The organism is Euzebyella marina, from assembly GCF_014855515.1.
Lineage (GTDB): Bacteria > Bacteroidota > Bacteroidia > Flavobacteriales > Flavobacteriaceae > Euzebyella > Euzebyella marina.
This window is the reverse complement of record NZ_JACYFK010000001.1, coordinates 308,626-323,051: the sequence shown is the minus strand read 5'-3', so window position 1 is coordinate 323,051 and position 14,426 is coordinate 308,626. Positions and strand designations below refer to the sequence as shown.

At 40.5% G+C, this 14,426-nt stretch carries 12 protein-coding genes; 2 read left to right on the top strand and 10 right to left on the bottom strand.

Features of this window, described 5'->3' with window-relative positions; translation table 11 throughout:
- Nucleotides 1–16: 16 nt before the first annotated feature.
- The 3 genes from IL356_RS01220 to pyrH form a co-directional block, all read right to left on the bottom strand.
- Nucleotides 17–2,404, bottom strand: coding sequence for an efflux RND transporter permease subunit (locus IL356_RS01220; protein WP_121847602.1), 2,388 nt, complete (start codon nt 2,402–2,404; stop codon nt 17–19).
- 141 nt (nt 2,405–2,545) lie between these two features.
- Entirely contained in the window at nt 2,546–3,100 is a 555-nt protein-coding gene (frr, locus tag IL356_RS01215; protein WP_121847603.1) for a ribosome recycling factor, read from the bottom strand.
- 36 nt (nt 3,101–3,136) lie between these two features.
- Entirely contained in the window at nt 3,137–3,844 is a 708-nt protein-coding gene (gene pyrH, locus IL356_RS01210) for a UMP kinase (RefSeq protein ID WP_121847604.1), read from the bottom strand.
- Between the two features lie 173 nt (nt 3,845–4,017).
- Here pyrH and IL356_RS01205 point away from each other — a divergent pair, with 173 nt between their 5' ends.
- Nucleotides 4,018–5,889 (top strand): M61 family metallopeptidase, encoded by a 1,872-nt coding sequence (locus IL356_RS01205; protein WP_121847605.1) that lies wholly within the window; start codon nt 4,018–4,020, stop codon nt 5,887–5,889.
- Nucleotides 5,890–5,960: 71 nt separating this feature from the next.
- On the opposite strand, the gene tsf is transcribed toward IL356_RS01205, so the two are convergent.
- The 7 genes from tsf to IL356_RS01170 all read right to left on the bottom strand — a co-directional run bounded on the left by tsf (nt 5,961) and on the right by IL356_RS01170 (nt 13,623).
- Nucleotides 5,961–6,785 (bottom strand): translation elongation factor Ts, encoded by an 825-nt coding sequence (gene tsf, locus IL356_RS01200; RefSeq protein WP_121847606.1) that lies wholly within the window; start codon nt 6,783–6,785, stop codon nt 5,961–5,963.
- Nucleotides 6,786–6,883: 98 nt separating this feature from the next.
- Nucleotides 6,884–7,936 (bottom strand): 30S ribosomal protein S2, encoded by a 1,053-nt coding sequence (gene rpsB, locus IL356_RS01195; protein WP_121847607.1) that lies wholly within the window; start codon nt 7,934–7,936, stop codon nt 6,884–6,886.
- Nucleotides 7,937–8,188: 252 nt separating this feature from the next.
- Complete coding sequence (rpsI, locus tag IL356_RS01190; RefSeq protein WP_121847608.1) at nt 8,189–8,575, bottom strand: 30S ribosomal protein S9; 387 nt, start codon at nt 8,573–8,575, stop codon at nt 8,189–8,191.
- The gene (gene rplM, locus IL356_RS01185; protein ID WP_121847609.1) at nt 8,575–9,030 is read right to left on the bottom strand and encodes a 50S ribosomal protein L13; all 456 of its coding nucleotides are present in this window, start codon (nt 9,028–9,030) and stop codon (nt 8,575–8,577) included. The genes rpsI and rplM overlap by 1 nt, the downstream gene beginning before the upstream one ends.
- A gap of 205 nt (nt 9,031–9,235) precedes the next feature.
- Nucleotides 9,236–9,571, bottom strand: a complete 336-nt coding sequence (locus tag IL356_RS01180) for a T9SS type A sorting domain-containing protein (RefSeq protein ID WP_121847610.1) — start codon at nt 9,569–9,571, stop codon at nt 9,236–9,238.
- 100 nt (nt 9,572–9,671) lie between these two features.
- A complete protein-coding gene (gene polA / locus IL356_RS01175) occupies nt 9,672–12,509 on the bottom strand; it encodes a DNA polymerase I (RefSeq protein WP_121847611.1) in 2,838 nt (945 codons plus the stop codon).
- A 115-nt stretch (nt 12,510–12,624) separates the two neighbouring features.
- Nucleotides 12,625–13,623: an isoaspartyl peptidase/L-asparaginase family protein gene (locus tag IL356_RS01170; RefSeq protein ID WP_121847612.1), complete on the bottom strand. Its 999-nt coding sequence runs from the start codon at nt 13,621–13,623 to the stop codon at nt 12,625–12,627.
- Nucleotides 13,624–13,660: 37 nt separating this feature from the next.
- Here IL356_RS01170 and IL356_RS01165 point away from each other — a divergent pair, with 37 nt between their 5' ends.
- Nucleotides 13,661–14,383, top strand: coding sequence for a copper homeostasis protein CutC (locus tag IL356_RS01165; protein ID WP_121847613.1), 723 nt, complete (start codon nt 13,661–13,663; stop codon nt 14,381–14,383).
- Nucleotides 14,384–14,426: the final 43 nt, after the last annotated feature.

The following is a 14,426-nucleotide window of genomic DNA, read 5'->3' as shown; positions in this document are numbered from 1 at the left end:
CAGTTTAGATTTTAGCTCAATTGTCTTCGTCTTTCTTTGGTAGGATGTCGATTTGGGGCTTTTTAAGTATTTTTTTGCTTGCGATATTCCTTTCCAAAGAAAGCAATAACGAGGGGAGAAGTATTAGGTTGGCAAGCATGGCGAACATTAGTGTAGCAGAGACCAATGCGCCTAAAGCTACCGTGCCACCAAAATTTGAAATGATGAATACCGAAAACCCAAAAAATAGAACGATAGAAGTGTAGAACATGCTTACCCCCGTTTCCCTTAACGCAGCATAGACCGACTTTTTAATCTGCCAACGATTGGCAATTAATTCTTGACGATATTTTGCCAAAAAGTGAATCGTATCGTCTACGGAAATACCAAAAGCGATACTGAATACTAGAATGGTCGAAGGCTTTATGGGTACGCCAACATAGCCCATAACCCCAGCGGTTATTACTAGTGGCAGCAAATTGGGAATCAATGAAATAATGATCATTCTAAATGACCTGAAAAGATAGGCCATAAATAGAGCGATTAGAAATATGGCGAAGGCCAATGATAAAATAAGGTTTTTGACCAAATACTTCGTCCCTTTCAAGAAAATAAGAGCGCTACCGGTCATGTATACGTTGTATCGGTCTGGCGGAAAAAACTTAGCGATATTTTCGTTTAGTCTTTCTTCAATCTGCTCCATCCGATCAGTCTTCACATCTTGCATGAAGGTCGTTATTCGAGCTGTCTGTCCGGTACTGTCAACAAAGCTCTTAAGCAAGTTTTCGTTACCCGAAGATTTTTGAGCAATCGACATGATGAAATTGCTCTCTTGTGAGGTAGGCAATTGATAATATTTCGGTAGCCCGTTATAGAAAGCCTGTTTTGAATATTTTACCAGGTTAACGACTGAGATGGGGCGTGATAGCTCAGGTATATCGGTAATCACCTCGCTAAGTTGGTCAATACGTTTAAGATTGGTCGAGCGCAATACGCCTTTGGGCCTTTTAGTATCGACCACAATCTCAACGGGCATAATTCCGTCGAATTCTTGTTCAAAAAAACGGATATCCTTGAAGAACTGGGCGCTTTTGGGCATGTCTTCTATAGGGCTTCCGGATATTTCTATTTGATAAATTCCAATAATACTCGTTATCAAAAGCACTAAGGAAACAATATAGACGGTAATTCTTCTTTCCCTCACAATTCTCTCCATCCAATTGACAAAGGCATCCACCCAATGTTTGTTCAAATGCTTGAGGTGGCGTGTTTTAGGTAGGGATAGAAAACTATAGATAATCGGTATGATCAATAAAGAAAGAATAAATATCCCGATGATATTAATAGAAGCTACGATACCGAACTCTTTTAACAACTTGCTATCGGTGATGATGAAAGTTGCAAAGCCGGAAGCGGTGGTCATATTCGTCATTAAGGTGGCATTACCTATTTTAGAGATGACACGCTGCAACGAAAGGGCTTGATTGCCATGCTTTTTAACCTCTTGCTGATATTTGTTGATTAAAAATATGCAGTTCGGAATGCCGATGACAATAATCAACGGTGGTATCAATGCCGTTAATACCGTAATTTCATATTGAAGAAGCCCGAGTATACCAAAGGCCCACATCACGCCTATGATTACAATACACATTGAGATGAGGGTGGCACGAAAACTTCTGAAGAAAAAGAAAAATATAAGCGATGTTACACCCAAGGCTGCCAATATGAACTTGCCGATTTCATCGATTATGTTTTGAGAGTTCATGGTTCGTATGTAGGGCATACCCGAAACATGAACGTTTAAACCGGTTTCTTCCTCGAAATTTTCGACCAAATTGGTCAGGTCTTTAAGCACAAAGTCTTTTCTAACAGTAGTGTTGACAATATCTTTGTCCATATTCACTACAGTACGAATGGTCGAACTTTCTTTATTGTATAGAAGCTTGTCGTAAAAAGGTAAATCGTTAAAGAGATGGTTCTTTATACTATCAACTTCTTGCTTTGTCTTCAACTGACCTTCAATAAGTGGCTTTAGTTGAAACTCTTGTTTTTCATTGTCCTTAATAAGCTCTTGCAGATTATCAAGGGATAGCACAAAGTCGACCTCGGGAAAGGCTACTAGTTGTTTGCTGAACTTGTTCCATCTATTGATGTTCTCAGGGGTGAAAAGAGCAGAGTCGCGAACCGCAAAAACGATAGCATTACCCTCTTCACCAAATTGTTTAAGAAAAGAACGATATTCTAAATTTACAGGGTGGTCATCGGGCAAAAGATTGGCCTGGGAATTGCTAAAGCGCATATTTTCCCACTGCATACCTAAAAAAACGGTAAATGCTGCAATTAGGCAAAGAATCAAAATTCGATTACGAAGAATGATTCGAGCGGTCGTTTCCCAAAAACCTTTCATGAATTTAGTAGCCATGGTAAAATTTTACCGAGCGCAAAGGTATAGAATGATTGTCTGTGTTCCTAAGAATCAACGTTTATAATAATCTTCTATCTCATTTGAGCTAAAAATAAAAGCGACCCATTAGGTCGCTTTTTGTCTTGTGATGTTTTATGATTAAACAGTCATAATTTCCTTCTCTTTAACGGCTAAGAAGGCGTCTGTTTTTTTGATGTATTTATCGGTCAGCTCTTGAATATCGACCTCTGCATTTTTTTGTAAGTCTTCTGATACATCTAGGTCACGTATCTCTTTGTTGGCGTCTTGACGGGCACTACGAATACTTACCTTACAATCCTCGGCCTCGGCTTTGGCTTGCTTGGTCAGTTGAATACGTCTTTCTTCGGTAAGTGGAGGAACGTTTATGATGATTAATTCGCCATTGTTCATTGGGTTGAACCCTAAATTTGAATTGATGATGGCCTTTTCAATTTCACCAAGTAAATTCTTTTCCCAAGGTTGAACCGATATGGTGCGTCCATCAGGTGTGTTGATGTTAGATACCTGTGAAAGTGGGGTCTGAGACCCATAATATTCTACCAATACCGAAGACAACATTGCCGGACTGGCCTTTCCGGCACGAATTTTTACAAATTCTTTTTCCAAATGCCTAAGGGCTGCCTCCATGCCTTCTTGAGCAGAATCAAGTATAAACTGTACCTCTTCGTTCATAGTTCAAAAATAATTAAGCGTATTGAATGTGTCTGTTTAAAGGTTGACAACGGTACCTATATTTTCGCCTTCTACCAATTTGGTGAGGTTGCCTTTTTTGTTCATATCGAAAACTACAATGGGCAATTCGTTCTCTTGGCTCAGGGTGAAGGCTGTGGTGTCCATCACTTTGAGTCCTTTTAAAAGCACGTCTGCAAAAGAAATAGAATCGAATTTTGTCGCGTTTTTATCTTTCTCCGGGTCTGAGGTATAAATGCCATCTACCCTCGTTCCTTTTAAGATTACATCGGCTTCAATTTCAATAGCTCTAAGAACTGCAGCAGAATCCGTTGTGAAATAAGGGTTACCAGTTCCACCACCGAAGATAACCACACGCCCTTTCTCAAGATGCCTCATGGCGCGCCTTCTGATGAAAGGCTCGGCTACCTCATTAATGTGAATTGCTGATTGCAGTCGGGTCTGTACCCCTTCGGTTTCCAGAGCGCTCTGCAACGCCAGGCCATTTATAACGGTCGCCAGCATACCCATGTGGTCACCTTGAACACGGTCCATACCCATGGCCGCTCCGGTAAGTCCTCTAAAGATATTTCCGCCACCGATAACAATTGCAATCTCTACACCTTTCTCACTAACATTTTTTATCTCCTGCGCATATTCGGCGAGTCTTTCGGAATCGATTCCGTATTGCTTTTTTCCCATTAAAGCCTCACCACTCAGCTTTAAAAGAATTCTTTTGTATTGCATGCGTTACGATTAAGTTGCAGCAAAAATAATCAAAAAATATTAGGGTTTACTCTTCGAAATGTAGTAATAGGTAACCTTAATTATTTCCTAATAATGCTCTTGGTATCTGTTAAATTTTATAACCTTGTAGCATTTTACTGAAGTATATTGACAAAGAATTGAATACGAGATTTATGAAGAAAATTTTTATATCGGTTTGGGCAATTGCTGTGCTATACTCATGTGGTTCAAGTAAATCACTGATTATGGCTGATAAGGCCACCATTATGGCATCGTTAGACTTAAATAATGTTGTAGATGATCAAGTTTCTGTTAGCGTTGACCCGGGTGCATTTACCCAAGAAGAAGTGTTTTTCTATATACCGAAAACGGTTCCCGGTACCTATAGTGAAGACAACTACGGGAAGTATGTGGATGGCTTTAAGGCTATGGATTATGATGGCAAAGAGCTGACTTTTGAGAAAATCGATGACAATACCTGGAAGATAAATAATGGTAAATCTCTTGATAAGGTTACCTATCTGGTAAATGACACCTATGATATTGAGGCCGAGATGAGCGATAAGGTTTTTTCACCATCAGGTACAAATATTTTGGCAGGTGAGAACTTTATGCTGAACCTTCATGGTTTTGTTGGATATTTTAAGGGGCTAAAAGAAGTGCCTTATGAAATACAAATTAGCCATCCTAATGATTTAAAGGCAACGACCAGCCTTAAAAATAAGGTGGTCGAGGGAGCTGCGGAAGGTGTCGATACCTTTTTGGCCTCAAGGTATTTTGAAGTGATCGATAACCCTATTCAATATGCCAAACCGAACACCGAGACTTTTCAAATTAACGATATCACGGTGACCTTAAGTATCTATTCGCCTACAGGTGTTTATAAGGCATCAAGTTTAAAGGCTAGAATGGAAGAAATGATGGGTGCCCAAAAGGCTTTTCTGGGCGATATTGATGGAACAAAGGAATATAACATCCTTCTGTATTTATCAACGATGGATGGAGCCGATGCCTCAGGTTTTGGTGCGTTGGAGCACCATACGTCTACTGTAGTGGTGTTGCCAGAGGCGATGCCCAAGGAGAGATTGGAGCAGGCGATGGTTGACGTGGTCTCTCATGAATTCTTTCATATAGTCACGCCTTTAAACGTGCACTCTGAAGAAATACAGTATTTCGACTTTAACGATCCTAAAATGTCGCAGCATCTTTGGATGTATGAAGGCACTACCGAATATTTCGCCAATCTTTTTCAGATTCAGCAAGGTCTAATCGATGAGACGGAATTTTATAAGCGAATTATGGACAAGATTAATAATGCCAAAGCATATGATGATTCTATGTCGTTTACAGAGATGAGCAAGAATATCTTAGAAGAACCTTATGAAAAGAACTATGCCAATGTCTACGAAAAGGGCGCGTTGATCAATATGGCTTTGGATATTGAGCTTCGTAGTCTGAGTAACGGTGAAAAGGGCGTGCTTTGGCTGATGAAAGAATTATCTAAGAAATATGGAAACCATACTCCATTTCAAGATGCCGACCTAATTGATGAGATTGTGGCTATGACCTATCCTGAAATAAGAACTTTCTTTGATACACACGTGATAGGTGATACACCGATTAATTACAACGACTATTTGGCCAAAGTAGGTTTACAAACGGAGACGGTAGAAAAACAGACAGGTTTCTTTTTAGATGGTGACAATCCCTTTATCGATGTGAGTAAAGAAAATGATGATGAGATTTTTATCCGTAAGGGAATAGAACAAAATAGCTTTTTTAACGATTTAGGTGCTGAAGGGGGCGATGTTATAAAAAGTATAGACGGAACGAAAATCGATCTTAATGCTATGCGGGATGTTATAGCCAGAAGTTTTACTTGGTCTGCAGACAAAGAAATTGAAATGGTTGTGCGAAGAGGGGAGGAGGAAATAACCTTAGATGGTAAAGCTGGAATACCGATTTTACAAGTTGAAACCATTGTGCCCGTACAAGGTGTTAGCTCAACTGAATCGAAGCTGCGTGAAAGTTGGTTAAAGGGATAATAAACTAATTGTTTATCAATAAAAAAACCCGCCTTTCAAGGCGGGTTTTTTTATGAAATATCTCTTTCAGATTAACCTAGGGCAACTCTTTTAAAGTTTGTTACCTCTAAATTCGAATCTACCGATTTAACGTAGTCTGAAACGCTTTGCTTGCTATCTTTAATGAAAGCTTGATTTACTAAAGTGTTGTCTTTGAAGAAACGGTTCAGTTTACCTTTTGCAATATTATCAAGCATAGCCTCTGGCTTACCTTCTTGACGAAGCTGGTCTTTTGCAATTTCTATTTCTTTATCGATAACAGATTGGTCAACACCTTCTTCGTTCAAAGCTACTGGGTTCATAGCGGCTGCTTGCATAGAAACGTCTTTTGCTACAGTATCGGCTCCTTCCACAGCGGCAGAAAGACCTGTAAGAACGGCAATCTTGTTGCCGGCGTGAATATAGCTTCCGACAAATGGTGCGCTCAATTTTTCAAAACCACCGATTTCGATTTTTTCACCGATAACACCTGTTTGCTCGGTAAGCTTATCTTGAACGCTCATACCTTTGTAATCAGCAGCAAGGAATGAATCTTTGCTATCATACCCTAAGGCAAGTTCGGCCAATTCGTTCGCTAGAGTAACAAAACTGTCGTTTTTGGCAACGAAATCTGTTTCGCAGTTAAGCGAGATAATTACACCTTCGGTGTTTTCTGAATTTACTTTTGCAATTGCAGCACCTTCAGATGATTCTCTGTCAGCTCTTTTGGCAGCAACTTTTTGACCTTTCTTACGAAGGATCTCTATTGCTTTATCAAAATCACCTTCTGCTTCGACCAAGGCTTTTTTGCAGTCCATCATACCTGCACCTGTAGTCTTTCTTAATTTATTTACTTCTGCGGCTGTAATTTTTGCCATTTTATGTTCTTTTTTACAATTGGCCTGAAGGTAGAAATGTTTGAGACAAGTTAACTTCGGGCCAATGTTATGTTATTTTTAATTTTCTGAAGTGAAGATTATTCTTCTACGCCACCTTTAACGCTATCTTGCCATTCTTTAAGCTCGTCCCATTTTCCGTCAGCAGCCATTTGAGCTTGCTTTGGCCATGAAGTTGGGTCAAGATGCGCCATTCTTGAGCTGGCTTCGGTCAAAATTTCCTTTACGTTTTCAGGGTCGGCTTTTGCAAGGTCGCTGTAACTAGCAATACCTGCTTTTACTAAAGCTTCTGCCGCTTTTGGGCCAATGCCTTCAACTTTTGTTAGGTCATCTGAAGAATCATTATTGTCATCTGTCTCTGACTTAGGGGCCGACTCTACTTTTTTAGATTCTTTCTTTGCCTTTTTTGGTTCGTCGTTACCTTCTTTGTCAGCTTGTTTTTCTGATTTTCTATCAGCCAAACCTTCTGCAATTGCATCGGTAACCTCAGACATGATGATGTTGATCGATTTAGAAGCATCATCGTTGGCAGGAATTAAATAGTCGACATCTCTTGGGTCAGAGTTGGTATCGACCATGGCAAAGATTGGAATGTTCAATTTTTGCGCTTCCTTAACGGCAATATGCTCACGCATAGTATCTACTACAAACAGAGCACCGGGCAAACGGGTCATGTCGGCAATAGAACCAAGGTTTTTCTCCAATTTTGCACGTAAACGATCTACTTGAAGTCTTTCTTTTTTAGAAAGGGTGTTGAAAGTACCGTCTTTCTTCATACGATCGATAGAAGCCATTTTCTTAACCGCTTTTCGTATGGTTACAAAGTTAGTCAACATACCACCTGGCCATCTCTCGGTGATGTAAGGCATGTTTACATTGGCTACTTTTTCGGCAACAATGTCCTTTGCTTGTTTTTTAGTGGCAACGAAAAGAATCTTACGACCTGAAGCAGCTATCTTTTTAAGTGCTTCTTTAGATTCTTCTAGTTTTGCAACTGTTTTGTAAAGGTTGATAACGTGAATACCGTTTCGCTCCATGTAGATGTAAGGAGCCATGTTCGGGTTCCACTTTCGTGTTAGGTGGCCAAAATGCACACCAGCTTCCAATAATTCTTTTACTTCGACTTTCGCCATTTTAATTTAGTTTACGTTCTTTTGATAGGCAATGACAGAGTGGTACTTCAAGTGAAGAGCCTCCCTCATTTAGATGCTAAACTAACGGTGCCCAAAAGATTAAGAGTCTTGTTGGGTCTCCCGGTAACCATTACATTATGCAGTAATAGTATTTTAATTTATCCGCCAAGCGGCGAACTTTCAATGAACTTGGGTTAAAAATATAAAAAAGGGCACCCGCCAAAATTGGAAGGTGCCTGATAATTTCTCGTATTAACGTTTTGAGAACTGGAACTTCTTACGGGCTTTCTTTTGACCGTATTTCTTACGCTCCACCATTCTTGGATCACGTGTTAGCAAACCTTCTGGCTTAAGAACTGAACGATGCTCAACGTCTAATTCGCACATAGCTCTTGATAAAGCCAAACGAACCGCTTCTGCCTGACCGGTGATTCCACCGCCATAAACATTCACTTTTACATCGTAGCTTTCTTCACTGTTGGTCAATGAAAAAGGCTGTTTAACTTTGTACTGAAGTGTTGCAGTAGGGAAATAGTCATTCAACTCCCTTTGGTTAACTGTAATGCTTCCGTTTCCTTGAGAAAGGTAAACACGCGCTACAGCTGTTTTTCTTCTTCCGATTTTATGAATGGTCTCCATTACTTGAATTCTTTTAAGTTGATAACCGTTGGTTTTTGTGCCTCTTGGTTGTGCTCAGAACCCACATAAACCTTAAGGTTTCTGAACAAGTCTGCACCCAATCTGTTTTTTGGAAGCATACCCTTCACCGCTTTTTCAACTATTTGAGCCGGATTTTTGGCCAATAGTTCTTTAGCGGAAGTAGAACGTTGTCCACCTGGGTAACCAGTATATCTTAAATAGACTTTGTCATTCCACTTATTGCCGCTCATTTCAATCTTCTCGGCATTGATGATAACTACATTATCACCACAATCAACATGAGGAGTGTAGCTTGGCTTATGTTTACCTCTAAGCATTTTGGCTACTTTGGAGGCTAGACGCCCTAGAGCTTCCCCTTCAGCATCAACCAATACCCACTGCTTGTCTACGGTAGATTTATTGGCAGAAACGGTCTTATAACTTAATGTATCCACTACGGTTACTTTTTAATTAAACACTTCAATCCCGATAAACGGGCTGCAAATGTACACTAATTCTTCTGAATAACAAATGGTTATTTGAGAATATTTTTCTATTTTTTGAGGTCCTTAAAATAGATATAACGTTCAATGGCTTATGGGCCATATAGTTTACTATTTGCTCAACCTTAGAAAGCAGATAAATAGGTAGACAAAAGTATTACTTTTTGTAAAACTTGGTGCGTACCTGTTGTTCATCTGAGTGAATGGTGATGATATAGGCACCCGGTTCTAGCGAAGATATAGGAATATTGATGGCGTTTCTTCGAATCTCCCACTTGCGAATAAAAACGTTGTTGCCATAAATGTCGTAGATAGCGATTTCGGCTTTAGAGGTATTCTTTAATCCTAGTATATTGACAACGCTAGTGGCAGGATTAGGAAATACTTTTAGTTTTTGTTCGGTCTTTTCCTGATTTTCAGGCATAGAGGCGTCCTGGGCATAATTACATGTGCCTATAATTAGGAAGAAAAAAACTAAAACGTATGTTTTCATTTGTTCAAGCCGGCTCTATTATAAGAACGCAACAAAAACAAATTTATGATGGGTGTTCGCGGTTATCTAATTAATGTTGTGAAACCTGCTTTATTTGAGGTTAATGTGCTGCCAACCAATTATCTCCCAAGCCTATTTCGACATCTAGGGGTACAGCTATTTTATAGGCATTCTCCATTTCCGATTTAATAAGCGGCTTTATTTTTTCCAACTCTGGGCGATAAACATCGAATACCAATTCATCATGTACCTGTAATAGCATTTTACTTTTGAAGTTGTCTTTCTTTAATTTCTTGTGGATGTTGATCATGGCTATTTTGATAATGTCGGCGGCACTACCTTGAATAGGCGCATTGACAGCATTACGCTCGGCAGCACCTCGAACGACGGCATTGTTTCCATTGATGTCCTTTAAATAGCGCCTTCTTCCTAAAACGGTTTGCACATAGCCATGGTCTCTTGCGAAATCAATTTGCTCACTAATGTAGTTTCTCAGTTTAGGATAGGTTTTGTAATAGGTGTCGATCAGGTCTTTCGCTTCCGATCGTGAAAGATCGGTCTGATTGCTTAGACCAAATGCGGAAACACCATAAATAATACCGAAGTTCACCGTTTTTGCATTGCTTCGTTGTTCCCGTGTAACTTCATCGATAGGTACGTTGAAAACTTTTGAGGCGGTTGAGGCGTGAATATCCTCACCGTTTTTAAAAGCTTCTATCATAGTGGTCTCTTCGCTCAAGGCGGCTATGATGCGCAATTCGATTTGGGAATAATCGGCAGCTAATAAGGTGTAGTCATCATCTTTGGGAATGAATGCCTTTCTAACTTCCCGACCACGTTCGGTTCGAACAGGTATGTTCTGTAAATTAGGGTTGTTGCTACTCAAGCGACCCGTGGCAGCGACCGTTTGCATATAATCGGTATGAACACGGCCCGTGCTGCTTTCGACCTGTTCAGGAAGTGCATCTACATAAGTGCTCTTTAACTTGGTAAGCCCGCGGTAATCCAATACATGTTGTATGATATCATGGTCTTTTGCCAAATAGGAAAGTACGTCTTCAGAAGTGGAATATTGCCCCGTTTTGGTCTTTTTGGGTTTGTCGACCAGTTTCATTTTGTCAAAAAGAATCTCTCCCAGTTGTTTGGGCGACCCAATGTTAAACTCTTCTCCGGCGGTATCGTAAATTTTCTCCTCTAGATTCTTAATATCGTTCGTGAGGTCTTTAGAAAGTGATTTTAGAAATTCCTCATCTAGATTAACTCCTTCTAATTCCATATCGGCAAGAACCCGTAGAAGCGGAACTTCGATCGTATTAAAAAGGTCTTCGGTTTTCGCCTCGGCGAGTTCCGGTCTAAAATGCTGTGCCAGCTGAAAAGTAATATCGGCATCCTCCACTGCATATTCCGTTTGTTTTTCTAAAGGAACTTCTCGCATGGTTAGTTGATTCTTTCCTTTTTTTCCGATGAGTTCGGTAATCGAAATAGGGGTGTAGTTCAAATAGGTTTCCGATAAAACATCCATATTATGGCGCATATCAGGATTGATAAGGTAATGGGCCAGCATGGTGTCAAAAAGCTTTCCGTTTACCTGAACCTTATATTTGTCAAGTACCTTAATATCGTACTTTAGGTTTTGACCGATTTTCTCAATGCTTTCCGATTCGAAAAACGGGCGAAGCTGTTCGATAAGTTCTTGTGCTTCTTCCTTTTTTTCGGGAAAGGGAATGTAGTACCCTTTAGTTGCTTCCCAAGAAAAGGCAATGCCGACTAGTTCAGCTTCCAATGGATTAATGGAGGTTGTCTCGGTATCAAAACAAACCGAGGGTTGTTTCATAAGGTTTTGAACAAATAGTTTCATAGCCATGCCCGGTGCGACGCTCTGATATACATGCGCCACCTCTTTAATCGTTAGGCGGCTTGAGCTATCTTTGATTGTCGCCGGTGCAGAAGCATCGCCTCCAAAAAGTGAGAATTGTCCACTTCCGGCTGTCGCTTGCGCCTGCTTTTTAGCAGTTTCGGTACTGGTTACCTGGGTCTGGGTTTCATTGACTTCGCCCGAGAATATTTTAATAAATTGGTCTTTTAACCTTCTAAACTCAAGTTCTTCGAAGATTTCTTGAACCTTATCACTATCGGGCATTGAGAGTTCGTAGTCTTCGGCATTGAACTTTACATCGCAATCAATACAAATGGTGGCCAATTTTTTTGAAAGAAGCCCCAATTCTTTGTTCTCTTCGACTTTCTCTTTCATCTTGCCCTTCAATTGGTCGATGTTTTCGAAGAGGCCTTCCATAGAGCCAAACTGGGCGATAAACTTTTTGGCGGTCTTGTCTCCAACACCGGGTAGTCCGGGAATGTTATCACTAGCATCACCCATCATGCCCAAATAATCGATCACTTGTTCGGGCCTTTCAACCCCAAATCTTTTTTGTACCTCGGGAATACCCCAAATCTCAATTCCGTTGCCCATTCTCGCCGGGCGATACATAAAAATATTTTCGGTTACGAGTTGGCCAAAATCTTTATCAGGGGTTACCATATATACTTTGTAGCCCTCTTTCTCCGCTTGTTTTGATAGGGTACCGATAATATCGTCAGCTTCCCAGCCCTCTAAAACCACACTTGGTATGTGCATTGCTTTAAGAATGTCTTGTATGTAAGGCACCGCAACTTGAATCGCATCAGGTGTTTCATCCCTATTGGCCTTATATTCTGGAAAAAGTTCTGTACGTTCGGCACTTCCGCCCTTGTCAAAACAAACCGCTAAGTGGTCAGGCTTTTCCCTTTTGATAACATCGAACAACGAGTTCATAAAACCCATGATGGCGCTAGTGTCCATTCCCTTAGAGTTGATTCTTGGGTTTTTTATAAGCGCATAATAACCACGAAAAATAAGGGCATAAGCATCTAAAAGGAAAAGTCTCTTTTGTTCTGACATGGGTTTTTTTATTTGTATTGCGAAGTTAGAAAATCAAGATAGGAAAATGATTTAATTTAACCGTTACTTGATAGGGGTGGGAGCGGCCAAATGTCCGCTCCCTTATTGTTTGATTTTATTTCTTCTGATAAAAACTGGAAACAGGAACATTTTCGTGACCATCTTCGGTATATTGGCGATAGGTAAAACCGGGATGCACGCAATAACCTCCGGTTTCTCCTTTTTTATTGATAGCCAAAAATCCTATCTGAAAATCTTTCCGGTCTTTATTTTTGGCCATAATTCTTTTTACTCCTTCCTCACAAGCCTCTTGCGGACTTTTGCCCTGTCGCATTAGTTCAACAATCAAAAAACTACCTACGGTTCGAATGACCTCTTCGCCAACTCCGGTAGCAGTGGCCCCGCCGACTTCGTTATCCACGAAAAGGCCTGCGCCGATGATTGGGCTGTCGCCTACGCGACCTGCAACTTTGTAGGCCATGCCGCTAGTCGTACATGCCCCGGCAATATCTCCATTTTTATCGATGGCAAGCATACCAATGGTATCGTGGTTTTCGATGTTTATGATAGTTTCGTATTTAGAGCTTTTTTTCCACTCTTCATATTGCTTTCGCGTGCTTTCGGTAAATAGGTCTTCTTTTTCAAAACCTTTTTCATACGCGAACTGCTCGGCGCCCCTGCCTGCTAAAATGATATGTGGGGTTTCTTCCATTACTTTTCTTGCCACCGAAACAGGGTGGGCTATGTTTTGAAGATATACTACCGAACCACAATTACCATCTTTATCCATTATACAGGCGTCAAGGGTTACGTTGCCGTCGCGATCGGGCCTGCCTCCCTTACCTACGGTTTCGTTGGTAACATCTGCCTCTTCAACGCGAACACCTTGTTCAACAGCATCTAGGGAAGATCCTCCGTTTTTGAGAACCTCCCATGATTTGGCCGTGGCATTCTCAAAATTCCAAGTGCAAACCGTAATTGGTCGAATGTCCGGTTTTGAGTCTTCTATTTTTTTGGGCTGGTTATTACGCTCTTGGTAAGAGGCCATCACGGGGGCCGATAAGGCTCCTGCTGCCGTGAGACTTGAATTTTTCAAGAATTTTCTCCTTTTCATCTTGGGTTGTTTAATTTAGTCGGCTAAAGATAATGATATGCTTGTAGAAGTCTGTGCCAATTCATTGCAATCTGCTATAAATGCTGAGCTGGCAGGCGCTGATAGAATTGAATTGTGTTCAGAATTGGCGGTCGGAGGTATTACTCCCTCTTATGGATTGCTAAAACTTGTTAGGGAAAAAGTAAATATTCCTATAAATGTTTTGATTCGCCCGAGAAGTGGTGATTTTACCTATTCTGATGATGAGTTTCAAATCATGAAAAGCAACGTTAAGTTATGTAAGGATCTAGGTTTTAACGGGATAGTTTCAGGTGTCTTGTTAGATGATTTTACCATTGATTTGAAGCGTACCGAAGAACTAAGAAATCTTACGGAAGGTCTGAACTTTACCTTTCATAGGGCCTTTGATTGGCTGTCTGTGCCTGAAAAGTCATTAGGGGAGCTTGAATCTATTGGTGTCGACACCATTTTAACCTCGGGTCAGGCTTCCTCAGCAACGGAGGGTTTGTCATTGTTAAAATCACTCCTTGAAAAAACTGAGAATTGTACCATAATGCCTGGTGGAGGAGTGAAGCCAACTAATGTAACGGAGTTCAAGACAGGCGGTTTCAAAGCGGTTCATCTATCAGGTACCCAATTCATCCAGACTTTGAATACATCTCCAAAAGTTTCAATGAATTCCCTTTCCTTTTTGAAGGATGATCAATTGGCCGTTTCCAATGTAGATACCATTCAAAAAGTGGTGAAAGCGGTTAAATAAGATCTAAATGGGGCAACTGCGTTGGTAAGAACAAATATCTTTG